At 60.9% G+C, this 23842-nt stretch carries 25 protein-coding genes, 1 tRNA gene and 1 pseudogene; 14 read left to right on the top strand and 13 right to left on the bottom strand.

What is annotated here, in order from left to right:
- Positions 1 to 72: 72 nt before the first annotated feature.
- On the bottom strand, positions 73 to 1140 hold the full coding sequence (locus AC13QY_RS27405; protein WP_269245678.1) for a LacI family DNA-binding transcriptional regulator: 1068 nt from the start codon (positions 1138 to 1140) through the stop codon (positions 73 to 75).
- A gap of 153 nt (positions 1141 to 1293) precedes the next feature.
- Between AC13QY_RS27405 and AC13QY_RS27400 the strand changes: the two genes are divergently transcribed.
- Complete coding sequence (locus AC13QY_RS27400) at positions 1294 to 1581, top strand: hypothetical protein (protein WP_269245677.1); 288 nt, start codon at positions 1294 to 1296, stop codon at positions 1579 to 1581.
- A gap of 31 nt (positions 1582 to 1612) precedes the next feature.
- Here AC13QY_RS27400 and AC13QY_RS27395 read toward each other — a convergent pair whose 3' ends face one another.
- The 4 genes from AC13QY_RS27395 to AC13QY_RS27380 all read right to left on the bottom strand — a co-directional run bounded on the left by AC13QY_RS27395 (position 1613) and on the right by AC13QY_RS27380 (position 5367).
- On the bottom strand, positions 1613 to 2341 hold the full coding sequence (locus AC13QY_RS27395) for an SDR family NAD(P)-dependent oxidoreductase (protein ID WP_269245676.1): 729 nt from the start codon (positions 2339 to 2341) through the stop codon (positions 1613 to 1615).
- Positions 2338 to 3459 (bottom strand): alkene reductase, encoded by a 1122-nt coding sequence (locus AC13QY_RS27390; RefSeq protein WP_269245675.1) that lies wholly within the window; start codon positions 3457 to 3459, stop codon positions 2338 to 2340. The genes AC13QY_RS27395 and AC13QY_RS27390 overlap by 4 nt, the downstream gene beginning before the upstream one ends.
- Before the next feature lie 135 nt (positions 3460 to 3594).
- Complete coding sequence (locus AC13QY_RS27385; protein WP_488494298.1) at positions 3595 to 4401, bottom strand: alpha/beta fold hydrolase; 807 nt, start codon at positions 4399 to 4401, stop codon at positions 3595 to 3597.
- 84 nt (positions 4402 to 4485) lie between these two features.
- Positions 4486 to 5367 carry a LysR family transcriptional regulator gene (locus tag AC13QY_RS27380; RefSeq protein WP_145633859.1) on the bottom strand — a complete coding sequence of 294 codons (882 nt, stop codon included), beginning with the start codon at positions 5365 to 5367 and terminating at the stop codon, positions 4486 to 4488.
- A gap of 98 nt (positions 5368 to 5465) precedes the next feature.
- Here AC13QY_RS27380 and AC13QY_RS27375 point away from each other — a divergent pair, with 98 nt between their 5' ends.
- From AC13QY_RS27375 to AC13QY_RS27360, 4 genes are all read left to right on the top strand, one after another.
- Positions 5466 to 6215: a sulfite exporter TauE/SafE family protein gene (locus AC13QY_RS27375; RefSeq protein ID WP_488494297.1), complete on the top strand. Its 750-nt coding sequence runs from the start codon at positions 5466 to 5468 to the stop codon at positions 6213 to 6215.
- 79 nt (positions 6216 to 6294) lie between these two features.
- Complete coding sequence (locus AC13QY_RS27370) at positions 6295 to 6879, top strand: isochorismatase family protein (protein ID WP_488494296.1); 585 nt, start codon at positions 6295 to 6297, stop codon at positions 6877 to 6879.
- Positions 6880 to 6947: 68 nt separating this feature from the next.
- On the top strand, positions 6948 to 7397 hold the full coding sequence (locus tag AC13QY_RS27365; protein ID WP_113330608.1) for an RrF2 family transcriptional regulator: 450 nt from the start codon (positions 6948 to 6950) through the stop codon (positions 7395 to 7397).
- Positions 7394 to 8275: an NAD(P)/FAD-dependent oxidoreductase gene (locus AC13QY_RS27360; RefSeq protein WP_488494336.1), complete on the top strand. Its 882-nt coding sequence runs from the start codon at positions 7394 to 7396 to the stop codon at positions 8273 to 8275. Before AC13QY_RS27365 ends, AC13QY_RS27360 begins: the two co-directional genes overlap by 4 nt.
- Before the next feature lie 48 nt (positions 8276 to 8323).
- On the opposite strand, the gene AC13QY_RS27355 is transcribed toward AC13QY_RS27360, so the two are convergent.
- Complete coding sequence (locus AC13QY_RS27355; protein ID WP_145323320.1) at positions 8324 to 8776, bottom strand: winged helix-turn-helix transcriptional regulator; 453 nt, start codon at positions 8774 to 8776, stop codon at positions 8324 to 8326.
- A 109-nt stretch (positions 8777 to 8885) separates the two neighbouring features.
- Here AC13QY_RS27355 and AC13QY_RS27350 point away from each other — a divergent pair, with 109 nt between their 5' ends.
- A complete protein-coding gene (locus AC13QY_RS27350; RefSeq protein ID WP_488494295.1) occupies positions 8886 to 10184 on the top strand; it encodes an MFS transporter in 1299 nt (432 codons plus the stop codon).
- Between the two features lie 11 nt (positions 10185 to 10195).
- Here the strand turns inward: AC13QY_RS27350 and AC13QY_RS27345 are convergent, their stop codons facing one another.
- Positions 10196 to 11098: a LysR family transcriptional regulator gene (locus AC13QY_RS27345; protein ID WP_488494294.1), complete on the bottom strand. Its 903-nt coding sequence runs from the start codon at positions 11096 to 11098 to the stop codon at positions 10196 to 10198.
- Positions 11099 to 11220: 122 nt separating this feature from the next.
- Here AC13QY_RS27345 and attM point away from each other — a divergent pair, with 122 nt between their 5' ends.
- Positions 11221 to 12012, top strand: coding sequence for an AttM family quorum-quenching N-acyl homoserine lactonase (gene attM, locus AC13QY_RS27340; RefSeq protein WP_488494293.1), 792 nt, complete (start codon positions 11221 to 11223; stop codon positions 12010 to 12012).
- A 16-nt stretch (positions 12013 to 12028) separates the two neighbouring features.
- On the opposite strand, the gene AC13QY_RS27335 is transcribed toward attM, so the two are convergent.
- Together AC13QY_RS27335 and AC13QY_RS27330 are read right to left on the bottom strand one after the other, a co-directional pair.
- Entirely contained in the window at positions 12029 to 12970 is a 942-nt protein-coding gene (locus tag AC13QY_RS27335; protein WP_488494292.1) for an SDR family oxidoreductase, read from the bottom strand.
- A 256-nt stretch (positions 12971 to 13226) separates the two neighbouring features.
- Positions 13227 to 14060 carry a helix-turn-helix transcriptional regulator gene (locus tag AC13QY_RS27330; protein ID WP_113391007.1) on the bottom strand — a complete coding sequence of 278 codons (834 nt, stop codon included), beginning with the start codon at positions 14058 to 14060 and terminating at the stop codon, positions 13227 to 13229.
- A 93-nt stretch (positions 14061 to 14153) separates the two neighbouring features.
- Here AC13QY_RS27330 and AC13QY_RS27325 point away from each other — a divergent pair, with 93 nt between their 5' ends.
- Positions 14154 to 15050: an SDR family oxidoreductase gene (locus AC13QY_RS27325; RefSeq protein ID WP_269245665.1), complete on the top strand. Its 897-nt coding sequence runs from the start codon at positions 14154 to 14156 to the stop codon at positions 15048 to 15050.
- A 123-nt stretch (positions 15051 to 15173) separates the two neighbouring features.
- Here the strand turns inward: AC13QY_RS27325 and AC13QY_RS27320 are convergent, their stop codons facing one another.
- Positions 15174 to 15761, bottom strand: a complete 588-nt coding sequence (locus tag AC13QY_RS27320) for a TetR/AcrR family transcriptional regulator (protein ID WP_488494291.1) — start codon at positions 15759 to 15761, stop codon at positions 15174 to 15176.
- Positions 15762 to 16019: 258 nt separating this feature from the next.
- On the opposite strand from AC13QY_RS27320, the gene AC13QY_RS27315 reads away from it, so the two are divergent.
- Both AC13QY_RS27315 and AC13QY_RS27310 read left to right on the top strand, forming a co-directional pair.
- The gene (locus tag AC13QY_RS27315) at positions 16020 to 17564 is read left to right on the top strand and encodes an FAD-dependent monooxygenase (RefSeq protein WP_488494290.1); all 1545 of its coding nucleotides are present in this window, start codon (positions 16020 to 16022) and stop codon (positions 17562 to 17564) included.
- 54 nt (positions 17565 to 17618) lie between these two features.
- Positions 17619 to 18851: a hypothetical protein gene (locus AC13QY_RS27310; protein ID WP_488494289.1), complete on the top strand. Its 1233-nt coding sequence runs from the start codon at positions 17619 to 17621 to the stop codon at positions 18849 to 18851.
- 328 nt (positions 18852 to 19179) lie between these two features.
- Here the strand turns inward: AC13QY_RS27310 and AC13QY_RS27305 are convergent, their stop codons facing one another.
- Complete coding sequence (locus AC13QY_RS27305; RefSeq protein ID WP_113330617.1) at positions 19180 to 19797, bottom strand: FMN-dependent NADH-azoreductase; 618 nt, start codon at positions 19795 to 19797, stop codon at positions 19180 to 19182.
- A 118-nt stretch (positions 19798 to 19915) separates the two neighbouring features.
- Here AC13QY_RS27305 and AC13QY_RS27300 point away from each other — a divergent pair, with 118 nt between their 5' ends.
- On the top strand, positions 19916 to 20815 hold the full coding sequence (locus AC13QY_RS27300) for a LysR family transcriptional regulator (RefSeq protein ID WP_488494288.1): 900 nt from the start codon (positions 19916 to 19918) through the stop codon (positions 20813 to 20815).
- A 317-nt stretch (positions 20816 to 21132) separates the two neighbouring features.
- Positions 21133 to 21279: pseudogene (locus AC13QY_RS27295) on the top strand (IS5/IS1182 family transposase); the annotation flags it as partial.
- Between the two features lie 314 nt (positions 21280 to 21593).
- Here the strand turns inward: AC13QY_RS27295 and AC13QY_RS27290 are convergent.
- Positions 21594 to 22334, bottom strand: coding sequence for an SDR family oxidoreductase (locus AC13QY_RS27290; RefSeq protein WP_113330620.1), 741 nt, complete (start codon positions 22332 to 22334; stop codon positions 21594 to 21596).
- Positions 22335 to 22415: 81 nt separating this feature from the next.
- Between AC13QY_RS27290 and AC13QY_RS27285 the strand changes: the two genes are divergently transcribed.
- Positions 22416 to 23075: a TetR/AcrR family transcriptional regulator gene (locus AC13QY_RS27285; protein ID WP_113330621.1), complete on the top strand. Its 660-nt coding sequence runs from the start codon at positions 22416 to 22418 to the stop codon at positions 23073 to 23075.
- A gap of 30 nt (positions 23076 to 23105) precedes the next feature.
- Here AC13QY_RS27285 and AC13QY_RS27280 read toward each other — a convergent pair.
- Positions 23106 to 23195: transfer RNA gene (locus tag AC13QY_RS27280), tRNA-Ser, on the bottom strand.
- Positions 23196 to 23428: 233 nt separating this feature from the next.
- Here AC13QY_RS27280 and AC13QY_RS27275 point away from each other — a divergent pair.
- Positions 23429 to 23746, top strand: a complete 318-nt coding sequence (locus AC13QY_RS27275) for a hypothetical protein (protein ID WP_069610959.1) — start codon at positions 23429 to 23431, stop codon at positions 23744 to 23746.
- The last annotated feature ends 96 nt before the right edge of the window (positions 23747 to 23842 follow it).

Raw genomic sequence — 23842 nt, 5'->3', positions numbered from 1 at the left:
GTTTTGCGTCCGGAATTGCGTTAAACCAAAGAGATAGAGCGGTTCGGAGATTCCGTGAAAAGCTGAACCGCTCTAGATTCGGTCGGGTCTCGGCGCTGCCGTGCTGCCGCGCACGATCAGCGTGACGCCGATCATCTCTCGCTCGGCCGGTACGGCATCGTGAAGAACGGCCTGCACCGCGCGTTCCGCGATCTCGGCAAAGGGCTGGGCCATCGTCGTCAGGCCCGGCTCCACCATGCCGCCTTCCGGCACGCCATCGAAGCCGATGACGGAGACGTCCTGCGGCACTGAAAGGCCCCGTGCCCGCAGCCAATTGATCGCCAGAAGCGCGATATTGTCGGACATGGCAAGGATCGCCGTCGGCGGTTCCTTCGCAGAAAACAGGTACTCAAGCCCGGCTTCGACGCTTGGCTTGTCGTTGAGCGTCTCAAAGATCGGCACGTTTTCGCGCCCAATTCCGAAGGCTTCGAGTGCCTGCCAATAGCCGAGTGCGCGATCGCGCGAGGTGGAATACATCGCCCGCCCGATCCCGCCGATGCTGACCGGCCCGACATGATCGTCCGAAAGCTCGGTCGCGAGCACGCCGAAACGCCTGTGGCCGAGTTCCGCCAGATGCCGGGCCGCAACGGCCGCACCACCAAGATTGTCGACGCTGATCGAGGGGATCGACGCATCTTCGTCATTCAGGGCGAGAGCAACGAAAGGCAATTGCCGCTCGCGCGTCAACTGAACCAGCTTTTCGCCGCCTTCCACGCAGAGCAGAATGAAGCCATCGACCAACGCGCTCTTGATGTTCCAGTCGAGCTTGTGCCGATCCTTGGCCGAGACCAGGGCGAGACCTGTGCCGCTGGCATCGCAGACCTGGGACACAGCGGCCAGGAGCGCCCTGGCCCAGGGATCGTTGAAGAAATAGGAAAGCGGCTCGACGACGGCGACGCCGATGGCATTGACCTTTCCGGCCCGCAGCAGCCGGCCCGTCAGGCTCGGCCCGGCATAGCCAAGCCGCTTGGCCGTCTCGAGCACATGCTCGCGTACCTCTTCGCGCACCACTTCGGGCCGACTGAAAACATTGGAGGCGGTTCCCTGCGATACGCCTGCCGCCTTGGCGACATCCGCCAGCCTTATGGTGCCTTTGGCCAATGAAATCCTCCATATGTTTCCGGTGGATACTAGCAATGAAGTTGTATCGGTTCAATTCTTCTTGACAGTCGGGTTTTGAGGCGTACGATTGAACCGATTCAATAAAACAATGCGCAACTGGATTGAATCGATTCAAAAAAGAAAGGTGAACCAATGCTGACCAATTATATCTTCAAGGATCTCTATGATGAACGATGGGGTGATCCCTGCAATCCGAATGCCGTCGATCCGCCTTCAGAACATAAGGGCAGGGCAGACAAACAGAGTGTGATGGGGCGGATGGCGCAGTTTTTCCGCGGCCGGAAGCGACCATCGGCGTGGTCCTTCACGATTCCGAGCGAGACATCGGCCGCGGAGGGCGAAGCAGAGATCCAGCATCGCACCGGGTTAGAAGACCCGAAATTCCTGGCCATCGCCAAAGCCCTGTCGCGGAATTGCTAGAGCAATGCCATGAGTTGCTCCGACGGCGGCCTCAGAAGTTTTCCTTGTAAGGACGCAGATCGAGTTCCTGTGTCCAGGCAGAAGGATGCTGCCGGTGAATATGCCAGTAGCTCTCGGCAATGGCATCGATGTTCAGCAGCCCGTCGGCATCCACATCAGGCCGGCGCGAACGTAGCCGCTCGCCGTCTATGCCGCCATCGATGATGGTATGAGCGACATGCAGGCCGAGCGGTCCGAATTCCCGCGCCATGCTTTGGCTGATCATTCGAAGACCGGCTTTGGCAGCGGCGAACTGGGCGAAACCCGCCTTGCCGCGCAGGCTTGCGGAGGCGCCGGTGAAGATCACCGTTCCACGGCCAAGCGGCGCCAGATGCCGCGCCGCCTCGCGTCCTACCAGGAATCCGCCGAAGCAGCAGACACGCCAGAATTCCTCGAATTGCGCGGCGGTGACGGCGCGAAACGCAATCTGGCGATTGATGCCGGCGTTGAAGACGACGAAGTCAGGCGCGGCAATATCGTCTCGAGCGGTAAAGGCATGATCGAACAGCCGGATGACCGCAGCTTCATCCGTGGCGTCCGTTTCGATCGCCTCGGCACTGCCGCCGGACGCCTGGATGCCAGCCGCCACCTGATCGATCTTTGCCGCCGTCCGGCCGGCAATGACGACATGATAGCCCTTGTCCGCGAGAAGCCGGCAGAGCGCCGCCCCCAGCCCCTGTTCGGCTCCTACTCCGACGATGATAGCGCTCGGCGTGCTCATTCGGCGGCCTCCCTGGCATCCAGCGTCGGATAATCGGTGTAACCCTCGGCGCCGCCGCCGTAGAAGGTCTGGCGATGATAGGTATTGAGCGGGGCACCGAGACGAATGCGCTCCGGCAGGTCGGGATTGGCGATGAAGAGACGACCGAAGGCGATGGCATCGGCATGGCCGGCGGCAAGTGCTGCCTCGGCAGTGTTCGGCCGGAAATTGCCCGCGGCGATCAGCGTGCCGGACCAGGCAGGCCGGAAGAGTTCCGCAGCCGAGGGCACATTCTTGTGGTCGACTTCGGCTTGGCCGGCACCACTGGCGCGCGGCTCGATCAGATGCAGATAGGCGAGGTTGAGGCGGTCCAGTTCGCGAATGACATGGCCGTAGAGGCGCAATGGATCGTCCTCGCCGCTGTCATTGGCGATGCCGAAGGGCGAAAGGCGCACACCGACGCGATCCGAACCCCAAACTTCGGAAACCGCCTCGACCACCTCAAGCAGCAGCCGCGTACGATTCTCGATCGAGCCGCCATATTGGTCAGTGCGCTGGTTGGTGCGGGCCTGCAGGAACTGTTCGATCAGATAGCCATTGGCGCCATGAATCTCGACGCCGTCAAAGCCCGCCTGCTTGGCATTGGCGGCAGCCTGGGCGTAGACGTCGATCAAAAGCGGCATCAGGTCGATATCGATCGCCTGCGGCGTCTCGAAGGGAACGCGCTCGAAGGAAGCGGTAAACGCATCACCCTTGGCGGCAATGGCTGAAGGAGCGATCGGCACCGCTCCGCCCGGCTGGTGTGAGGAATGGGAGATGCGGCCGACATGCCAGAGCTGCAGGAAGATCTTGCCGCCCTTGCAATGAACCGCATCCGTCACGGCCCTCCAGCCGGCGATTTGTTCGGCCGTGTGGATGCCCGGCGTTGCTGGCATGCCCTGACCGGCACTGGAAATCTGCGACCCTTCGGAAATGATGAGCCCGCCCTCGCTGGCGCGCTGGGCGTAATATTCGGCATTCAATGCCGAAGGCACATTGCCCGGCTGGCTCGCCCGCATGCGGGTCAGCGGCGCCATGACGACGCGATGCGCAAATTCATACGGGCCAATGGAAAGAGGCGAAAACAAAGTGGCTGTCATAAAATTCTCCTGCCTGGAGCCAAATTGCTCCCCGGGGCGGAAGGGCCTGTCAGCGGCGATTCGGTCTCGGGAGTTCGAATAAGATGATGATCATCATTTATCCGAACGATCGGACCTGCGCAACTGAATCTGCCGTCAGACTGAAATCGTTGCAAGAAAGCCGAGCAGGGCGGCGTTGAACTGAGCCGGATGCTGCAAGGGGGCAAAATGGCTGACGCCGGGCAGAAGGATCAGCTTCGCGCCTGGAATGTGCCGCACGAGATAATCGGCATGTTCGCGCTTGATGAACTCGTCATGCTCGCTTTGCACGATGGCGACGGGCACGTCGATCTCGGCGAGATCGGCAATGGTATAGTTCGGCTCGGTCCGCTGCATCAGGCCAACCGCTTCGACGAAAGCATCGAACTCGCTGGGTGTGGCTGAGAGAGCGGCATAATCCTTCATATGGCGGGTGAAGCAGCGCTCTATGATAGGCGTCGCCACGAATTCCTTGGTACCGCTCGGGTCCATGTTGCAGGCAAAGAAGAAGACACCGGAAACGCGTTCCGGATGGGTTTTTCCAAGCAACATGCCGATACAGGCGCCGTCGCTCCATCCGGCGATCGCGGCCTTGTCGATCTTCAGCCTGTCCATGACGGCGAGAACGTCTGTGGCCATGAGCTCGTAGGTATAAGGCCGCTCGTCGCGTGTGCTGCGGCCATGGCCGCGGCTGTCGATGACGATAAGCTGATGGCCTGCGTCGATGAGCGCGGGCACTTGGTAGCCCCAATTGCCGCTGTTTCCGAGCCCGCCATGCAGAAGGATCACCGGTGAGCCGCTGCCGTAGGACGCATACCAGATACGCGCGCCATCATGATCGACATGGCCTTCCACCTCGGTATGCGGCAAGGGAGCGGCCCCTTCGGCTTCGAAGCGGTGAAGCTCGTCGTCGTGAAATTCCATACCGACCTCCCATTGCGCCGTCTCTCCCCGACAGCCACGTGGCGAGACTAGTCGATCCCAACGCGTCTTTTCAACAGGCTACGGTCATATCGTTGCCAGATGCTCGAAAAGATCGCGGGCCGGCGACGGAAGCTCTTCGAGGGAGCGTGCGCAGAGTGAAAGCCGGCGCGTTGCCCATGGGTCGGTGAGGCGGAGGGCTGCAATTTTCGCGGATCGGCTGCAGCGACGCGCCGCCGTTTCGGGCACGATGCCGAGGCCGATGCCCTGGCCGGCCATGTGGCAGATGGCTTCAAATGTCCGCATCCGCACCCGCATTTTCAACCGGCTGCCGAGTCGGGCCGCCTGCGCGTCGATGTGATCCTGCAGCGCTCCGCCGGCAAGTCCGACGAAATGCTCATGCAGGATCTCCGTGAAAGCGATCTGCTTTGCCGCTGCCAGCGCATGATCGCTAGATATCACCACCACCAGGCGGTCGATCGCGAAGGGTCGCAATGTCAGGCCGGAGGTATCGGCCGCGTCCGACAGGATACCGATCTCGGCCAGCCCGGCCGAAACGGCCCGGGCGATCTCGATGCTCTGGCGCTCCTTGAGATCGATGTCCGTTCGCGGGTTTCTGGCCATCCATTCGGCAAGGCGCGGCGGCAGGTATTCGACAATCGCCGCGGTGTTGGCGAGAAGCCGGACGGTTGCGCGCAGGCCGCTTGCGTGCTCGCCAAGCTCGCCGCGCATTTGCGTGAGCTGCCGCTGGATCAACCGGGCATGATGGGCCAATGCCTCACCGGCGGGCGTCGGACTCACGCCGCGTCGCCCGCGCTCCAGAAGCCGTACGCCGCCATTTGCCTCCATGTCACGCAGCCGCTCGCTGGCGGCCGGCAACGAAAGCCCGATATCGGCGGCTCCATGCGTGATGCTGCCGGCATCGACGACGGCGAGGAAAAGGCGAAGGTCGGTCAGATCGAAGCGCATGACGTGCAGATTACCGCATGTCCAGTCTTCGGAATAGCCGAAGGCTGGCTTCGCATCATCCGCATTGTGCCAGTCTTTGTCTCTGCTACTGAAAGGGCATGATGGATCATTCGATATGGCTTCTCGCGGCGATCTTCGCGACCTTCTTCATCGCCGGCATGGTCAAGGGCGTCACCGGCATGGGGCTGCCGACCGTGGCAATGGGCGTGCTGGGCACACTGATCTCGCCGCTAACGGCAGCGAGCCTCCTGATCGTGCCCTCCTTCGTCACCAATGTCTGGCAGCTTCTGGCCGGCCCGAGCTTTGGTGCGCTTGCGCGTCGTTTCTCTCTGCTGGTCAGCGCCATCATCGTCGGGACCTTCGCCGGCTCATATCTGCTCGCCGCTGGCGATACGCATATGACCTCGGCAGCACTGGGAGCGGCCCTCCTTCTTTATGCTGGTTACGCCTTGCTTGCCCGCCAGCTTCGCGTGCCGCAGACACTGGAACCGCTGCTATCGCCGGTCATCGGTATGGTCACAGGCCTCTTGACGGGCGCGACCGGCGTTTTCGTCGTGCCGGCCGTGCCCTACCTGCAGGCGCTCGGGCTGGAGAAGGAAGATCTGGTCCAGGCGCTCGGCCTCTCCTTCACTGTCTCCACCGTGGCATTGGCTGCCGCGCTCGCCTGGCACGGCGCATTCCATGTCGACAATCTCGCTCTCTCTGCCCTAGCGATCGCCCCGGCGCTTGCCGGCATGTGGGCCGGCCAGGTCATCCGCAATCGCGTCAGCCCGGCGGCCTTCCGCCGCTGGTTTCTGGTCTGCCTTCTGGTGCTTGGCGCCGAGATGATCGTCAAAGCCGCTTTTTGAGGCGGTCTCACATTGCTGGGTTGCCCTGCAGGTACCCATATGCTTCCGAGTTTGTTTGAAGGTGAGGCCTGACCGATCGATGGAAAGAGAGCAGCAAGAGATTTCCGATGACCGTCCGCCGGCCGATGTCCTGCTTGTTGTCGACGTGCAGAATGCTTTCGTGGAGGGGCCGAGTGCGGTTCCCGGCCATGCCACCTTGAGAGCGATGGTCGAACTCCTGCTGGATAAGGCGCGGTCGGCATGGGCGCCGGTGATTTTCCTGCAGAACGATGGTCCGCCCGGTGCACTGGATGAGCCGTTTCAACCGGGGTGGAAACTCCATTTTCCGCCGCTATCTGGCGAGGTGGTTATCAGGAAAACGGAGGATGATGGCTTCGACGGCACCGATCTTGACGCTATTCTGACCGCTTTCGGCGCGAAGCATCTGGTGATCTGCGGCGTGCTCTCGGACATGTGCATCGCCGCAACGGCGCGGGCGGCGCTTGAGCGCGGCTATGGCGTGCTGCTGCCGCATGATGCGCACGCCACTTATGATGTTCCCGCCGGGTCTGGCTCGCAGGGCGTGCCTGCAGCCATGGCGGCAAGGGCAGCCGAATGGTCGCTCGGCGACGAGATTAGGATTTGCGCTTCGGCACGCGAGGTTCGTTTCAAACAGCGGGCTTAGCCGCAGCCCTGCTTCATCACAACAGGCCACCCTTGAATGTCGGATCGAATCGTAATAATTGAAGTTACATGAAACGCGATAGCCGACTTTCTTCCGTTCTCCATGCCTTGCTCCACATGGCCGAGCAGGATGGACCATTGACCTCCGAAGCCCTGGCGCAATGCATGCACACCAATCCTGTCGTCGTGCGTCGTACCATGGGGCTATTGCGCGAGGTGGGCATTGTCCATTCCGCCAAGGGGCACACTGGCGGCTGGACGATTGCGGCCGATCTCAAAAGCGTCACGCTGCGCCAGTTGCATGAGGCACTCGGCGAACCGGCCGTCTTTGCCATCGGCAATCGCAACGAAACGCCGGAATGTCTGGTCGAGCAATCGGTCAATTCCGTCCTCGATGATGCTTTTGCCGAAGCCGAGGCCTTGCTCCTCCAGCGCTTTGAAAACGTCACACTTGCCGATCTCGCCGCCGAATTTGCGCGGCGTCACACGCAATGGCGCTCAGAAAGGGCTTTGTCATGACCTATGACGTCATCGTCATTGGGGGCAGTTACGCGGGAATGGCGGCCGCCCTCCAGCTTCTTCGTGCCCGCCGCAAGGTGCTTGTCATCGATGCAGGCAAGCGCCGCAATCGTTTTGCCCGGGAATCCCACGGCTTTCTCGGCCAGGATGGCGTCGACCCCGCCGAGATCGCCCGCAAGGCGCGCGAGCAGCTTTTCACCTATCCGACGCTGACCTGGATCGAAGGGACTGCCGAGAAGGCCGAGGGAGAGAAAGATGGCTTCGTCGTCACCACGCTAGACGGCGCGCGCCATGATGGCCGGCGCCTGCTTTTCGCAACCGGCGTCTCCGATGCCTTGCCCGAGATCGAGGGACTTGGCGAGCGTTGGGGCAAAAGCGTCTTCCATTGCCCCTATTGCCATGGCTACGAGCTCGATCAAGGCCGCATCGGTTGCATCGCCACCGGCTCGATGTCGCTACATCAGGCGCAGTTGCTGCCGGAATGGGGAGACGTGACGTTCTTCCTCAACGGCAGCTTTGTCCCCGATGAGGTGCAGCGCGCCGATCTCGCCGCTCGTGGCGTGACGATCGAGGAAACGCCGGTCGCAAGGCTGGACGGAGAGGCCGACGTGCGGCTCAGCGATGGACGCCTGCTGCCGTTTGCCGGGCTCTTCACTGCGTCGCGTGTGTCGCCTTCAAGCACGATTGCGGAGCGGCTTGGCTGCTCGTTGGAGGAAACGCCTTTCGGGATCCAGATCCAGACAGACGCCATGAAGGAAACGACCGTGCCGGGCGCCTTTGCCTGCGGCGATGCCGCTCGCATCCCGCATTCGGTGTCGCTTGCCGTCGGCGACGGCGCCTGGGCAGGTGCGCAATTACACCGGTCGCTGGTGTTTTAAGCTTCGGTTCGAAGGACTATTCGTCTGCCGGACACCGGCGTTCTTGTCCTATTCCGCTTCCGGCACCTTCAAGATAATTGTTTCGTCCGGGCCGATGGATCTGCCGTCCTGCGCCCGGATGTCCAGCTGCACCGGCTGACCCGTCGCCCGGTCCACCAGCAGTGAATGCTCTTCCGCCGGCGCGAAGAGATGGCGTTCGCCGAACTTCCGCAATGCCACCATGACCGGGAAGAGATCCTTTCCCATCGCCGTCAGCCGATATTCCATGCGCGAGCCGCCTTCGCTTGTCGGCACAAGCTCGAGGATGCCGCTCGCGACAAGCGTGCGCAGGCGCTCCGTGAGAATATTCTTGGCAATCCCCAGGCTCTTTTGAAATTCGCCGAAGCGCGTCAGCCCATCGAAGGCATCGCGCACGATCAGGAGCGACCACCAGTCGCCGATCACGTCGAGCGAACGCGCGCTCGGGCAATAGTCACCCTTCAGGCTTTTCCGCGCGACCATCGGCTCAGCCTTTCCGGTCTTTTGTTCGCAAGAATGGTTGCATGATTAAACCAATAATGTTACTCGATCGTTGGTTTCATTATTAAACCGAAGAATCGGGAGTTTTGCAATGACGATCGATCAGGACGCGCCGCCGGCCGGCGGCGCGAAGGACGTTCTGCGCCCTCACTCATCACGAAAGGGTTGGTTCAAGGGCGCCGAATACTCCGGAGAGGCCAATTCGCCTTTGACGCGAGCGACGATTTTCCTGTTTGCCGTCGCGAGCGGCCTCGCTGTCGCCAATGCCTATTTTGCCCATCCGCTTCTCGATGTCATGGCTGATGATCTGAAGCTGTCGCGCACGGCTGCCGGCCTCATCGTCGGCGCAACACAGCTCGGCTATGGGCTCGGCCTGATCCTGCTGGTGCCGCTCGGCGACCTTGTCGACCGGCGCAAGCTCATCATCGTGCAATCGCTGCTGAGCGTGGCGGCCCTCATCAGCGTCGGCTTCTCGTCCAGTGCGGCGATGCTGCTCGCCTCCATGGCCGCCGTCGGCTTTCTGGCAGTCGTGACACAGGCGCTGGTCGCCTATGCGGCGAGCCTCGCGCACCCTACCGAGCGCGGCCATATCGTCGGCATGGTCACAAGCGGCATCGTCCTCGGCATCCTGTTGGCGCGCAGCGTTGCCGGCACGCTGACCGATTTCTCCGGCTGGCGGACCGTCTACATCGTCTCCGCCGTGCTAACATTGGTAATCACGCTTCTCCTCTGGCGCGTGCTGCCGAGGCAAGAGAAGCCGAGGCGCGGACTTTCCTATGTCGGCCTCATCCGCTCGTTGGGCACTCTGCTGATTGAAGAACCGGTCCTGCGCATCCGCGCCGTGATCGCCATGCTGATCTTCGCCAATATCACCACGCTGCTGGCCCCTCTGGTGCTGCCGCTGACCGCGCCGCCTTACTCGCTGTCTCACACCGAGGTCGGCCTGTTCGGCCTGGCCGGAGCGGCGGGCGCGCTCGGCGCCGTCAGGGCGGGCCGCTGGGCTGACCGTGGCCATGGGCAGCGAGCGACAGGAATCGCGCTCGCCCTGATGCTCGTTGCCTGGCTACCGATCTCCATGCTGGACCGCTCGATCCTCTGGCTGATCTTCGGCGTGCTCGTCATCGATTTCGGCCTGCAGGCGGTGCACGTCACCAATCAGGGCATGATCTACCGCGTCAGGCCGGACGCGCAGAACAGGTTGACGGCCGCCTATATGGTCTTCTACTCCATCGGCAGCGCAGTGGGATCATCGACAGCGACGATCATCTATGCCCATGCCGGCTGGCCGGGCGTCTGCCTCTCCGGCATTGCGATTAGTCTCACAACGCTGCTTTTCTGGGCGCTGACATTGCGGGCAACGCCCAAGGTGGCGACCCAGAGCGTCGGCTAGCTTTCCAGCGTTTAGGCTTGCTTGATCAGAATCCTCGGCAACTGCTCTTCCAATAACGAGAGCATCGCACGAATCCGCGGCGGAATCGGTCTTATCGCCGGATAGAGCGCATTGAGATCGAAGCCCGGCACGGTAAAGCCGGGCAGCAGACAGATCAGTCTGCCATCGGCAAGATCCTTGGTGCAGACCGGCTCCTGCAGCACGCCGATGCCGGCGCCATCGAGCAGCAGGCGGTGCAGCGGCCGCCAATGGCTGGTGCTCAAGGTGATATCGACGGCGGCAAGTTCGGACTGTCCGTCCGGGTCGATCAACGGAATCCGGCCGCTGTTGAACAGGCCGGAGACCCGTAGGAAAGGGTGGTCGGCAAGTTCGTCGGGTATCGTGGGCGTCCCATGCTCATCGAGATAGGCGGGCGATGCCACCAGCACGCGGCCGACATGGCCGAGCTTGCGGGCAATGAAGCTGCCCTCGCCGAGATCGCCGAGGCGCAGCGAGATGTCGACGCCTTCCGTCACGGGATCGACAATCCTGTCGTTGAGGACCAGATCGATTTTCAGCAGCGGATGACGCTTGCGCAGATCAAGCAGGATCGGCGGAAGGATGATCTCGCCGACACCATGCGGTGCTGCGATCCTGAGCGTGCCGCGCAGTGACTGATCGCCATCCACGACTGTCAGCGCATCGTTGGCACTTTCGAGCACCTGCTTGCTGCGCTCATAAAAGGCGGCGCCGACATCCGTGACGGAAAGCTTGCGGGTGTTTCTAAGCAGCAGCCGCGCGCCGAGATATTGCTCCAGCCGATCAATCCGCTCGCTGACGGCAGGCTGCCCCATGCCGAGGTCGCGGGCGGCGGCCGACATGCTGCCTCTTTCCACCACCCTGACATAGACGCGCATCGCCACCAATAGATCCATGTGCGCCAATATATCGGATCAGCCGATAAATGTAAGTGGATGGTGCCGCCTAGTGGCAGAGCCTTCGATCACCGAAAACGATGCGTGTTTCCGCACGCAATCGCAAATCACAGGTCAGGCTTATGAGCGACATCAGGCTTTATATATTTCAATCGGGCACGCAGCGCTGCAAGGCCCACGACATCAGGATGAATCAGGGTGGCGGCGCCGATTACGAAATCCCGGTTCCCTGGTTTCTGCTGACGCATCCGAAGGGCAATGTCATCATCGATGGTGGGCTGGCGGCGGAAGGTCTGGCCGATCCGCGTGGCTATTGGGGCGATGCGGTCGACAGCTATCAGCCCTTCATGACCGAGGAACAGGGATGCGTCGCGCAGCTGGCGAAGCTCGACATATCCGGTGAAGGTATCCGCTTCGTCGTGCTTTCTCATCTGCATTCCGACCATAGCGGCGCGATCGGCCGCTTCCCCAACGCGACCCACATCGTCCAGCGCCGCGAATATGAATATGCCTTCGCGCCGGACTGGTTCGCTGCCGGCGCCTATGTTCGTCGTGATTTCGATCGCCCCGGCTTGAAATGGCACTTCCTAGGGGGCGCCGCCACCGATGGCTATGATCTCTATGGCGACGGTGTGCTGCGGATGATCTTCACGCCAGGCCATAGCGTCGGCCACCAATCCTTCCTGCTACGGCTCCCGAAGACGGGCGCAATATTACTGACCGTGGATGCCGCCTACACGCTCGATCACTGGAACGAAAAGGCTCTTCCTGGCTTCATGGCTTCCGCCGTCGACACGGTGCGATCCGTCGGCAAGCTTCGCACGCTTGCTGAACAGACCGATGCGATGGTGGTGACGGGGCATGATCCCGAAGCATGGCCTCGGTTCAAGCATGCCCCGGCCTATTACGATTGAAGGCGTATCCAGTCGATCAGCCCTGGCCGCCTGATGGCGCTTGTTTCGTATCGAAGAACTGTGCCCGATGTTGGCGAACCCATTCCTCAATGCCTGTCGGCTTGAAATCCTCAAGGCCGGCTTGCGGCTTGAACGGCGCGGCCAGCATCGCATCCGCCTCTTCCCGATGCGATGCGAAGAAGCGGAATTTCGAGGCGACACGGCGTCCCGTTCCCGGTCCCATCGCAGCATCGACATCTCGCTCGAACTCGTCGAGCGGCTGTTGGCGATAGGCGATGAGGCGACCGAGTCCAGCACCGATCCGCGAGACGAGTTCGTTTCCATCAACGCTTTCCGGCCCGGCAATGCGATGATCGCCGGAGGTGATGCCACGTTCCAGAAGGGTAATGGCGGCCCGGGCGCAATCATCGACCGAGGTCCAGGCGATACGCTGGGCTTCGGCAATCGGCGGCGCGAAGATCCCTTTGCCAACAATGTCTTTGCGCGCTGATGGCTTCAGGAGATTATCGAGATACATGGTCGGGCGGACGATTGCGAAGGGCAGGCCTGACGCGCGGACCACATCTTCGAGCATTGCGTTGGCAACAAAGCTTGGCTCCTGGCAAGGTGCCGGGCGGCTGGCGCTGGCGAGCTTGAGGACAAGGGATTTCAGGCCTTGGTCGAGAGAAGCGGATGTCGCATTATCCGCCTGGATGCGCATGTCGCCTTGTGATCCGATCGGAATCTGCAGCACGGCGTGGGTGATGCCGGTGCTGGCGGCGCGAAGCGAAGCCGCATCGCGAAGATCCCCCTCGACAAGCTCGACGCCGAGCGCCGAGAGTGCGGAGGCGCGTCTTCGGTCTCGCACAAGTGCGCGGACCTTGAAGCCGCGCCGAAGTGCTGCGTGAACGGCTGCGCTGCCTTGGACGCCGGCGGCGAGATAGACAAGGATGGGCTGGGACTGATCGATAGTGGACATGGTACGGCTCCTTCGAACATGGTCTGCTGAGGGAGCATCGTCTAATGGCTACCGTGCAGACCCGAAACGCGCACGAGGCGCAGGGACTGTCGGGGTATCCGCGCAAGCGCGGAACAGAGCTTCTCCATGAAGGGAGAAGGGCCTGGGCCTACCGAGACCAAGCCAGCCATTTTCGACGACGGGAATTTAGGACGCCTTCCTCGCCGCCGTCAATCGAAAGATGAGCGAGTGACGGTTGGTTGCGCCAAGCATATCCTTATGGTCGGGGCAGCAGCGATCTGATCCGCTCGGCATCGTCAGGCGTTGCCGGATTGTAGACGATCATGCTGAGATCCGTCCGGCCGTCGACCGAAAAGGCCGAATACTCGAATGCCAGTGGGCCGAGGATGGGATGGCGTATATGTTTGACGGCTTCGGTATGGGTGCCAGGAACGTCGTTTTCGCGCCACATGGCCCTGAATTCCGGGCTGATGCGGCAAAGTTCCGCCACGAAAGGCTCGATTTCACTCGATGCGCCTGCGCGCGCCGCATCGACACGGAATGCGCCCAGCGCGAAACGGGCGACGCTTTCCCAATCATATTGCACGGCGCGCGCACGCGGATCGAGAAAGATATAGCGCAAAATGTTGCGTTCTTCCGGTGGCAGCGATCCGTAATCGATCAGCATCACGGGTGCTGCCCGGTTCCAGGCGATGACGTCCCAGGTGGCGGTCCGGATAATGGCGGGGCTCGGCTCCAGCGCATCGAGCACGCGCTGCAGCCGCGGCGTAACGCCATCATTTTTGCGGTAACGCGCTTCTGGCGGACGCCCAAGGCCAAGCAGGAACAGGTGCTCGCGCTCCACTTCCGTCAGCATCAGCGCGCGGGCTATCCGGTCCAGCACGTCGGCGGAAGGCGCGCCGCCGCGGCCCTGTTCCAGCCATGTGTACCAGGTCGGGCTGATATTGGCGCGCTGCGCCACTTCCTCGCGCCGAAGTCCGGGCGTGCGCCGCCGTTCGCCGGCAAATCCCAGGGCGGATGGGTCGAGTTTTGCGCGGCGGTCCCTCAGATAGGTCCCGAGCACGTTTTCGGTTTCGATGAGATCGGTCATCCTGTTAGTGTCTTTACTATGATAAGGTCACTACTTTACCAGAATAAACGATAGGCACAGATTTGTCTCCGACGAAATAAGGAGACAATGCATATGCGTATATTCGTTACCGGTGCGACCGGAAATGTCGGATCGCATGTCGTCAGGGAATTGATCGGTGCGGGCCATCAGGTGCTCGGCCTTTCGCGTTCGAAGGAAAAGGCGGTCGCGCTCGCTGCTGCCGGCGCCGAAGTTCTTCACGGCACGATCGAGGATGCGGAAATCCTGAAAAGCGGCGCCTCGCAATCCGACGGCGTTATCCACCTCGCCTTCAACCATGACTTCACGAGATTCGTCCAGAATTGCGAGGATGACCGCCGGGTCATCGCAACGCTGGCCTCGGCACTTGCCGGTTCCGCCCGCCCGCTGGTCATTACGTCGGGCACGCCGATCGCCAACACGGTGCCGGGCGAGCCGGCCAGAGAGGATAACCCGATTGCCGGTTCCGACATGCATCCGCGGGCAGCCTCCGAAGAAGCGGGAATCCTGGCAAGCGAGATCGGGGTCAATGTCTCGGTCGTCCGGCTGCCCCAGGTGCATGATCCGGTCAGCCAGGGCCTTATTACGCCCTTGATCCAGATATTCCGGGAAAAGGGTGTCTGCGCCTATGTGGGAGACGGGCTCAGCCGCTGGCCGGCGGCGCATTTTTCCGATGTCGGCCGTCTTTACCGCCTCGTCGTCGAGCGCGCCGAACCGAATGCCAAATATCACGCGGCCGCCGAGGAAGGCGTGCCCATGCGCGATATCGTCGAGACGATCGGGCGGCGCCTGAACCTCCCGGTCAAATCCATCGCCAGGGAAGAGGCGCAGGATTATTTCGGCTGGCTCGCCATGTTCGCCGGCCGCGACATGCCGGCCTCCAGCGCCAAGACCCGGCAGAAGCTGGGTTGGGAACCCAGCGGCCCGACGCTGCTTCAGGATCTTGCAGAGCTGCAGGTCTCCGCCGCGTGATGCCGGCGCCATCGGCCACGATCCGCGGGATGGTCGATGGTCCGACGGACCATGTATTCGAAGACCCGGCCGACCCTTCGGCCGGGTTTCGTCTTTCAGGCTGCGATCCAGAAAGCTTCAAAGTCAGACATACGGCGTCCCGGCAAGAGCGGCGTCGACACCGGCAAAGCCGCGCTCCATGACGCCAAGCAGAGCGGCTTGAGGATCTCCTTTTTCCCGAAAGACGCGCAGCGCCTCGCCATAGGCGGTCACCAGCGTCGCCATCAGCATTGCGCCTGCAAGATGTGCATCCGCATCGGAGCGCGGCCGGCCCGCCGCGTCGGAGAGCATTCCCGAGAGATCGTCAGCAAGCGTCACCTGCAGCCCGCGTGCATATGCCGTCAGCGTCGGGCTCTCCGCCACCATGCGCCAGAACTGGATGGGTCGTTCCGTGATCCTAAACAGGGGATGCTGCGTCCCCACCAAGTCCCGCATCAGCGCCTGAAAGGCGCGGACCGGCGGCGCTCGGCCGCGATGGGCGATCGCCTTGCGCACCAGTTCCCGCACCTCATCCTCGCGATCGAAGACCAGATCCTCCTTGCGGTGGAAGTAGTTGAACACCGTCTTCCTAGCGACATCAGCTTCGTCGGCGATATCGGCGACGGAAACTTTGTCGAAGCCATGTTCGACAAACAGGCGTGTCGCGACGTTGGAGATCGCTTGACGCGTCATCTCCTTCTTACGATCCCGGAGTTTGATTTGGTTTGACATGACGATATTTATACCATAAGTAAATTTATACCAAGTGTAAAAATTGCATTGCAATCACGAAATCGGTGAAATTGGCACAGGTTTTATGACTGTTCCCGTGACTGGAAACGTCGCCACCCGAATGGGGTGGACGTTTTTCAGCGACTCGCGCCGGCTGAGATGGGCCGAAGCCGGAATGTCTGACGCCCTTGCGGCGCTGTTCGCCTGAGGAGTTCTGCCTTGATTTATGATGTTCTGATTGCCGGCGGCGGACCCGTCGGCTTGTTTCTCGCCTGCGAGCTGCGTCTCGCCGGTCTCTTCGTATTGGTGCTGGAGCAGGCCGAGGACCCGCATTCGCCCTTGAAGCGCCTTCCCTTCGGCATGCGTGGCCTTTCCTCGCCCACCATCGAAGCCTTCTATCGTCGCGGCCTGCTGGACGATGTTGCTGCGCCCAAACCTGCCAAAGACGGCTCGGGCGATCGCGCTTCATCGGCCGCACACTGGATGCACCAGTCGCGCCGCCCAGGCGGCCATTTTGCCGGCATCCAGTTCTTTTACGACAATATCGACACGTCCAAGTGGCTCTATCGTCTGCCAAGCCCGGCCGGCACCAGCTTGATGGTCGAGATGGAAAGCTTCGTAGCTGTCCTTGCGGCGCGTGCGGAGGCCATGGGCGTCGAGATCAGGCGCGGCTTCGGTGTCGAGAGCTTCGAGCAGTCGGATGAAGCTGTTGTCGTTCGCGCCGGAGACGAGACCTTTCGCGGGCGCTGGCTCGTTGGCTGTGACGGCGGCCGCAGCACTGTCCGCAAGGCCGGCGGCTTCGAGTTCGTCGGCACCGATCCCGAATTCACCGGCTATTCCGCCGAAATTGAGATGGTGGACTCGGACAAGCTTCGTCCCGGCCGCCATTACACCGCGACAGGCATGTACACCTATGCGCCTCCCGGGACGATCACGATGGTCGACTTCGATGGCGGCGCTTTCCACCGGACCCAGCCGATCACGCTCGACCATGTGCAGGCAGTGCTGCGGCGCATCTCCGTCACCGACGTCACTCTAACAGCGCTCAAGCTTGCCACCACATGGACGGACCGCGCCTATCAGGCGACCAGCTATCGCAGAGGGCGCATTTTGCTTGCCGGCGACGCCGCGCACATCCATTCCCCCTTGGGCGGCCAAGGGCTCAACCTTGGACTTGGCGATGCGATGAACCTGGCATGGAAGCTTGCCGCCACCATCCATGGTGACGCGCCTGACGGATTGCTTGATACCTATTCCAGCGAACGGCATCCTATTGGTGCGCAGGTGCTTGATTGGTCACGCGCGCAAGTCGCACTCATGCGGCCAAGCCCGAGCTCGCGTGCCCTCGAAGCCATTATCCGCGATCTGATCGAGACGCGCGACGGCGCCACCTATTTCGCCGAGCGCGTCTGGGGCGTTTCTCTCCGCTATGAACTTGGCGGGAGCCATCCGCTCATCGGCCGCAGCGCTCCCGATTTTGAGCTCGCCGATGGGACAAAGCTCGGCAATCTCCTCGGGACGGGCAAGGGTCTGCTTCTGGATTTCGATGCCCGTGCTTCCCTTGAAGCGCTTGCAAGCCGCTGGAGCGACCGGATTACCTATGTCGCCAGCGACGCCAGGGATCGGCTTGGCTTGAGCGCCTTGCTCGTCCGTCCGGACGGTGTCGTCGCTTGGGTCTGCGAGGCAGAGCCTGACATGGATGCTGCTGCCGAGGCGGCGTTGCGATGGTTCGGCGAAGCGGAGCGGACCGGCGGCAATGTTTAAAGGGGCAATTGATTTTACCGTTGGCTTTTTGCCGGGACTAGGCATGATGGGCCGATGCACATGCTATCGCCCCAAAACCGTTCTGAGTTTTTGGCTGTTCCGCAGCTAATCCGCTTTGATTATGCCCGTGGCCGTGACGGGTTTGAACCAACTCTTCTTATTAAGGCCAATACAATCCTATTGAAATACATCGTGCTTGGCGCGCGGATGCAGCTTGCCTTCACTATGTGCGACGGTCGCCTACTATGCGCGTTGAGGGTGTATGACGACGGCGACACCGGCGGTATTCTCTGGTCGGTGGTGGAGCGTGAAGAAGAGTTGAACGGCATTCGCGGGTTGGCGCGTGGCGAGCCTTTGGTGGCGTTCTTATTTAACGAACTTGCCGTGAACGTTGCATGGAACGACTTACCCACGCTTGGCATATTAGACCTCTTACCTATATGGGTAGACAGTGTCGCGCTCGGCCCGGTTGATCACTCGGCCATCGAGATTGTGGCATTCTCCCTACTTGATCGTCTTCATCATCATAGTGAAGATGATGATGCATGGTTGGTGTTGGAGGTCGGCGGAAGACTTGATTGGAAAGTCGTCCATAATCACTTCATCACAGCAGGCGCGTCGTCCAGTCTAATTGATTTATTCGATGCCGACGAAGGCAAACAGCAAGAGCAGTTGGGCATTTGGCTGACTGACAGTCTTCAACCTTCGGGAGTTCATCACAGCCCACAAATTCCAAAAGGTAGCGGAACGCGTGAACTAACCGATATGCTGTTGAGCCACGAATTCGGTGCCATATTAATTGAATCTAAGACGCTTTCGGTTTTGGCGCGCCAAAAATTGCCGGACAGGGCGAAGCTAAAGCGTGACGTCTCTGCCCATATTGACAAAGCGTTCGCTCAATTGCGCGGGGCCATACGGGCGCTTAAATCTAGCGTTCCAGTGACAAACTTGAAGGGCAGTACGCTGTCAATTGAACGGGAGCAGCCTGCGCATGCCATTGTCCTAATTCCTGATTTGGAACTTGTAGACGACCGTGCAGCCTACGGTATCGGGTTCATGCGAGATTTCATGGGCGCGACTGGCGGGTTCCCTCATCTGCTCGATATTTCGGAGTTGCTCCGTGTAGTGCAAGCAGCTGAAATGATAGCGGCGCGAGGGACGACAACTACACCGATGATGGCGTTCGACTATTACCTTATGGAGCGTTCTCAAAAGGCGATGGATGCTGGTACGTTGTGCATCGAAATGTTATTGCGGTTTGCCAACGATGAAATAACAGCGAACTGACAGGCGAGCCAGCGAGAATTTAGACATAATGTAAGCTTCGCCATTGCCATACCAATGAAAGACATGCGGAGAGTGGATGAAAATGGCGGATCGCGAATGATGAAACGGAGAACTACGTCTACGCTATAGTGCTCCAAAAGTAAGGCACGGGCGGTCAGCTATTGCAAGGCAAGACCGCCAAACCGGACGAGCGTGACCACGTTCTGCTTCTCGGCATGAACAGTGATCCGAAGGCAAGATGCGACGACGGGCAGCAGCGATCTTGCGGTACGCCTGAACTCGGTGGAAGCAAGCGGACTCCGCCGAGGGGCCGCATACTCCCGATCAATCAGGCCGCCGCAGCGCTATTGAGCTTCGGAATGACGGCGTCGATGAACGTGTCCATCGTTGCTTCACCCATATCCACGGCCTTGGCGCCTTCGCCATGGATAATCCTCACGTCGGTGATGCCGAGGACGTTGAGAATGGCCTTGAGGTATCGCGGGGCAAAATTGAGGTGGTGGATGGGCGAGGCCTCGCCATAGATGCCGCCGGACGCCAGCACTACGGTGGCTTTCTTGCCGATCAGCAGTCCCTTGCCGTCGAAGCCAAGCGTTACGCCCTTGCGCACGATGTGATCGATCCAGGCTTTGAGGCTGGCCGGGATATTGTAGTTGTAGACCGGCGTGGCGATGACAAGCTCGTCAGCTGCCAGCAATTCGGCAACCAACGCGTCCGAGAGACGCAGTTGCTCGGCCATGTCCGCGGTATGGGCATGCGGTGGCGTGAAATAGGCCGATAACCACGGCATGGTCACGTGCGGCAGCGCATCCACGGCCAGGTCGCGCCGCACGACTGCGCCATCCGGGTGCACCGTAAGCCAATTGGCGACAAGGCGTTTGGTCAGCTGACGGGAAATCGAAGCCTCGCCGCGCGCGCTGGTTTCGACAACAAGAAGGTTGGGCATGGCGTCCTCAAGGTTTGGGCTGAACAGCCGTGAACGATACGGAGGATAAATAGGGCTTTCCATCCAGCGGCGGGAGCGATAATAAATCGATCATCTCTATCGGCCAACGTGATGGATCATGATCGGCAGTCTCAGCCTCGACCAGTTGCGTATCCTGGTGACCATTGCTGATGCCGGCAGCTTTTCGGCGGCCGGGCGGCAATTGCGTCGCGCGCAATCGGCAATCAGCCAGTCGGTGGCGACATTGGAAGCCGCCCAGGGCGTCCAGCTCTTTGACCGCAGCTCCCATCGCCCCCGCCTGACTGAAACGGGCCGGGTTCTGGTCGATCAGGCCCGGCTGGTGCTTTCGAGCGCGGCACGCTTCGAAGCCGTCGCGACCGGGGCGCGAGGCGGAGTCGAGCCCGAGCTTGCCCTGGCCATAGATCCGCTGGTGCCCACCACCCCGCTCATCGAAAGCCTGCGCGCGCTGCACCAGGCCTATCCGCATCTTCCCGTCAGCTTCTCGACCGAGGGCCTGGGCGGGGCGCTGCGTCGTTTGCGCAGCGGCGACGTCGCACTGGCCTTCTGTCTGCTGCTGCCGGTGGTGCCCGAGTACGTCGTGGCTTCGCCGCTGCTGCGCGTGGCGCTGACGCCCGTGGTCAGCGCCGAACACCCATTGGCAGCGCTTGGCCGTCCGGCAACCCGCGACGACCTGGAGCGCCATATCCAGCTCGTCCTGTCCGATCCGGTCGATCGAGAAGCGAACAATTACGGCCTGGCCAGCGCCACGCGTTGGCGCTTTGTCGACCTCGGCCGCAGACTGGATTTCCTGCTGGCCGGCTTCGGCTGGTGCCGGATGCCGGAGCATCTGATTGCCGATCATCTCGCAGCCGGCGATCTGGTTCGGCTCGAGCTGGCCGAAGATGCCCGCGACCCGGCAGACGCCCTGACCATCTACGCCGCCCGCATGGCGGACCATGAACCTGGCCCGGCCGGCCGATGGCTCCTTGACGATCTGCAGGTCCGGCTGTCGCTCTGATCCGGCCAAACACTTGTCGTCAGTATTGCCTAATCCCTGAGAAATACCGGAAGAACCGCGATGAACACGGTCAAAGTCGGCTCTTCGGTATTAGTCGCACTGTCGCCAACGTCCGAAATGAGGTCGGTTGCAGTCATTGCCAATCTCCAAGATATATCGGACCGTAGCATGGAATCGCCATTGTCAGCACTGCCCGTAGCGATGCGGTGATCGACAGCGAAATCGCGCCATAGAGGGCAATCAGCGCCTAGTTGTGAACTCATAAAGATTGCCAGAACTATCCCGAGGTGATTCAACTCTCTGAGAAGGAGCTTTGGATGGGACGATATGATCTTAGCGAGATAGAGTGGCGGGTCATCGAACCGCTGCTGCCGAACCGGTATGGACCATACACAACCGTCCACAACCGCTATAACCGATGGGCGAAAGCCGGTGTTCGACTGCGCATCTTCGAAGCACTGGCAGCGACCTCGCCGCATCGCAACCCCGCTTCGACAAACTCGCCAGAAACTTCCTGGCCGCCGTCCTCATCGCATCAACCAGATTGTGGCTCAGAGCTTATGAGCTCCAGAACCTAATGGCGCGCGGAGAGCAATGAATCGGAGAACTCCGTTTACGCTATAGCCCTACAAAATGACACCTCAAATTTGGCCGGAACCTGCTGAAATCACAGAAGGCTTCCGACCGTTTCCTTTCTATTCGTATGTTTCTCGGGATTTGGCCGGACTATAACGCTACCATAGGCGAATTGAACGGGCGGCTCGCCCGATCAAGTTTCTCAAGTCGTCTGTCCGCCGTCTACCGTCAGGATCGCACCGGTGATGTGTCTCGCCGAGGGACTTGCCAGAAAAGTCACTGCGGCGGCGATGTCTTCCGGTGAGCCATAGCGGCCAAGCGGGCTCAGACTGCGCTGAAAGTCGGAAAACTCGCCATTGGCGGGGTTCATGTCTGTGTCGGTCGACCCTGGCTGGACCAGATTGACCGTGACATCGCGTGGTCCGAGTTCCTGGGCGAGGCCGCGCGTGAACGAGTGTAGAGCAGATTTGGTCATAAAGTAGAACGTGCCGGGATGTCCGACGATGCGCTCGGCGCCGGCAGAACCAATAGTGACAATGCGTCCGCCTGCGGTGAGGTGCGGAATGGCGGCCTGCGCTGCGAGCACAGGTCCACGCACGTTGACGTCGAGCATCGCATCGATCATCTCCACGCTGATTTCGGCAGTCGACGCGTAAAGCGCGATGGCGGCATTGTTGACGAGAATGTTGAGGCCACCAAGCGCCTCGGCCGCCTCATTGACAGAGCGCTTGACCGCCGCCGGATCAGCGCTGTCCGCTTGGATGGCAACAGCCTTGCGTCCCTTACCCTCGATCGCCCGAACGACCTCAGCGGCACGATCGGCGGACCTCTCATAGGTGACTGCCACATCCGCGCCCTTTTCCGCGAGGGCGGTTGCGATCGCAGCGCCAATGCCACGTGACCCACCCGTCACGAGCGCGCGCTTTCCCGATAGTTCCATCATTGTCATAACCTTTCTGTAGTGTTCGATATAGAATTGTTAAAGTTATTGCGGTGAAGGGTCAATAAGTTTATGTAGTGATCGATGCAAAATTCTGACTTGAAGTTCGATGTCACCCCTACCACTACGCCTGCGCGTGGGCGGCCGCGCGCGTTCGATCGGGCCGCAGCGCTGGAGCGGGCAACCTGCCTGTTCTGGACCAAGGGTTTCGAAGCGACCTCTATCGCCGATTTGACGCACGCAATGGGTATCGGTGCGCCCAGCCTCTACGCCGCCTTCCAGTCGAAGGAAGCGCTTTATGCCGAGGCGCTGCGCCACTATGTCGAGACCAATGAGGGATACGTTTGGGCCGGGTTTCACTCGGCTACAACCGCGCGCGATGCCGTCCGGTCCTTCCTCATGGATTCAGCCGCGGCGCTGACCGGCTGTGTCGCGGATATCCCCCGCGGTTGCATGGTGACGCTCTCGTCGGTCGGCAGCGAAGGTCACGTGGAGTTGGGCGAGTTGGTCCGTTCCGCGCGCGCCGTCACGCTCGAACGGCTATTGACCCGCCTCGACCAAGCGGTGGCTGAGGGCGAAATCCCAGCCTCAACCGACCTCCATGCACTCGCCCGCTTCGTCCAGACCATTCAGAACGGCATGTCGATCCTGGCTCGCGACGGCGCAAGCCGCACCGAGCTGGAAGCAGTGGCGGATGTCGCCATGGCGGGATGGGACGTCCGGACCGTCCGAGTACGGGAATGATGACGATTGATGTAGCTCTAGTGCGGCTAATGGCGGACAGGGAGGGATTCGAACCCTCGGTACGCTTTCACGTACACACGCGTTCCAGGCGTGCGCCTTAAACCACTCGGCCACCTGTCCTTTGGCGTTTCGCACCCGGTCAGGAAGCAAATCGTCGGAACGGCCGCGATATATACCGATGAATTCCTGGCAATCAACCCGAATCTGACAGATTTTTGACTTGTTGGCGCAAAACTCTGCATCTCCTCCCCATTGCGCTTATTTTGCACGCAACTTATCTAATGAAATAGATGAGGCGGCATAAGACCGGTCGGCCCGCGAAGGCTGAACATAGTGAGTATCGGGAGGAGTTTATGCGTTTCCTGTTGCGTTTTGCCAGCCTTGTCGCGCTGGTGGTGGCTGTGATCGCCGGCACCATCGATTCCATTCAGTCCGTTGCGGCTTCCGCCGTGGTCATGACCCCGATGGGCGATGCGTGGAACGATGTCAGCCCGTCGTCGCTCGCAAGCCTCCGCTCGATGATTGCCTATTATGTTCATCCCCGTTTCTATGACATGGCGATGCAATGGCTGCTGTTTCAGCCGGCCTTCGCCGTCTTCCTGGTGATTTCCCTGTTGCTGTGGATGGTCGCCTACAAGCGCCAGCCTGCAGCCGGCCGCTTCAGCGCGTGAGGGGTTCGGCGCGTGACTTTCGGTCTGTGCCATTCAGGGAATTGAATGGCGTCGGAAGGAATTGGCGGCGGCTCCATCGCAATGCGGCGAGCTGCA

This window comes from Martinezella sp. CNPSo 3795, assembly GCF_057784475.1.
Note: the sequence above shows the minus strand (reverse complement) of the source record. Positions and strands in the feature narration are given on the sequence as shown.

Excerpts from the sequence above, each read along its gene's own strand:
- AC13QY_RS27400 (WP_269245677.1), top strand. The coding sequence starts at position 1,294 with ATGCTGACCAATTATATCTTCAAGGATCTCTATGATGAACGATGGGGT.
- AC13QY_RS27395 (WP_269245676.1), bottom strand. The coding sequence starts at position 2,341 with ATGAGCACGCCGAGCGCTATCATCGTCGGAGTAGGAGCCGAACAGGGG.
- AC13QY_RS27390 (WP_269245675.1), bottom strand. The coding sequence starts at position 3,459 with ATGACAGCCACTTTGTTTTCGCCTCTTTCCATTGGCCCGTATGAATTT.
- AC13QY_RS27385 (WP_488494298.1), bottom strand. The coding sequence starts at position 4,401 with ATGGAATTTCACGACGACGAGCTTCACCGCTTCGAAGCCGAAGGGGCC.
- AC13QY_RS27380 (WP_145633859.1), bottom strand. The coding sequence starts at position 5,367 with ATGCGCTTCGATCTGACCGACCTTCGCCTTTTCCTCGCCGTCGTCGAT.
- AC13QY_RS27375 (WP_488494297.1), top strand. The coding sequence starts at position 5,466 with ATGATGGATCATTCGATATGGCTTCTCGCGGCGATCTTCGCGACCTTC.
- AC13QY_RS27370 (WP_488494296.1), top strand. The coding sequence starts at position 6,295 with ATGGAAAGAGAGCAGCAAGAGATTTCCGATGACCGTCCGCCGGCCGAT.
- AC13QY_RS27365 (WP_113330608.1), top strand. The coding sequence starts at position 6,948 with ATGAAACGCGATAGCCGACTTTCTTCCGTTCTCCATGCCTTGCTCCAC.
- AC13QY_RS27360 (WP_488494336.1), top strand. The coding sequence starts at position 7,394 with ATGACCTATGACGTCATCGTCATTGGGGGCAGTTACGCGGGAATGGCG.
- AC13QY_RS27355 (WP_145323320.1), bottom strand. The coding sequence starts at position 8,776 with ATGGTCGCGCGGAAAAGCCTGAAGGGTGACTATTGCCCGAGCGCGCGT.
- AC13QY_RS27350 (WP_488494295.1), top strand. The coding sequence starts at position 8,886 with ATGACGATCGATCAGGACGCGCCGCCGGCCGGCGGCGCGAAGGACGTT.
- AC13QY_RS27345 (WP_488494294.1), bottom strand. The coding sequence starts at position 11,098 with ATGGATCTATTGGTGGCGATGCGCGTCTATGTCAGGGTGGTGGAAAGA.
- attM (WP_488494293.1), top strand. The coding sequence starts at position 11,221 with ATGAGCGACATCAGGCTTTATATATTTCAATCGGGCACGCAGCGCTGC.
- AC13QY_RS27335 (WP_488494292.1), bottom strand. The coding sequence starts at position 12,970 with ATGTCCACTATCGATCAGTCCCAGCCCATCCTTGTCTATCTCGCCGCC.
- AC13QY_RS27330 (WP_113391007.1), bottom strand. The coding sequence starts at position 14,060 with ATGACCGATCTCATCGAAACCGAAAACGTGCTCGGGACCTATCTGAGG.
- AC13QY_RS27325 (WP_269245665.1), top strand. The coding sequence starts at position 14,154 with ATGCGTATATTCGTTACCGGTGCGACCGGAAATGTCGGATCGCATGTC.
- AC13QY_RS27320 (WP_488494291.1), bottom strand. The coding sequence starts at position 15,761 with ATGACGCGTCAAGCGATCTCCAACGTCGCGACACGCCTGTTTGTCGAA.
- AC13QY_RS27310 (WP_488494289.1), top strand. The coding sequence starts at position 17,619 with ATGCACATGCTATCGCCCCAAAACCGTTCTGAGTTTTTGGCTGTTCCG.
- AC13QY_RS27305 (WP_113330617.1), bottom strand. The coding sequence starts at position 19,797 with ATGCCCAACCTTCTTGTTGTCGAAACCAGCGCGCGCGGCGAGGCTTCG.
- AC13QY_RS27300 (WP_488494288.1), top strand. The coding sequence starts at position 19,916 with ATGATCGGCAGTCTCAGCCTCGACCAGTTGCGTATCCTGGTGACCATT.
- AC13QY_RS27290 (WP_113330620.1), bottom strand. The coding sequence starts at position 22,334 with ATGATGGAACTATCGGGAAAGCGCGCGCTCGTGACGGGTGGGTCACGT.
- AC13QY_RS27285 (WP_113330621.1), top strand. The coding sequence starts at position 22,416 with ATGCAAAATTCTGACTTGAAGTTCGATGTCACCCCTACCACTACGCCT.
- AC13QY_RS27275 (WP_069610959.1), top strand. The coding sequence starts at position 23,429 with ATGCGTTTCCTGTTGCGTTTTGCCAGCCTTGTCGCGCTGGTGGTGGCT.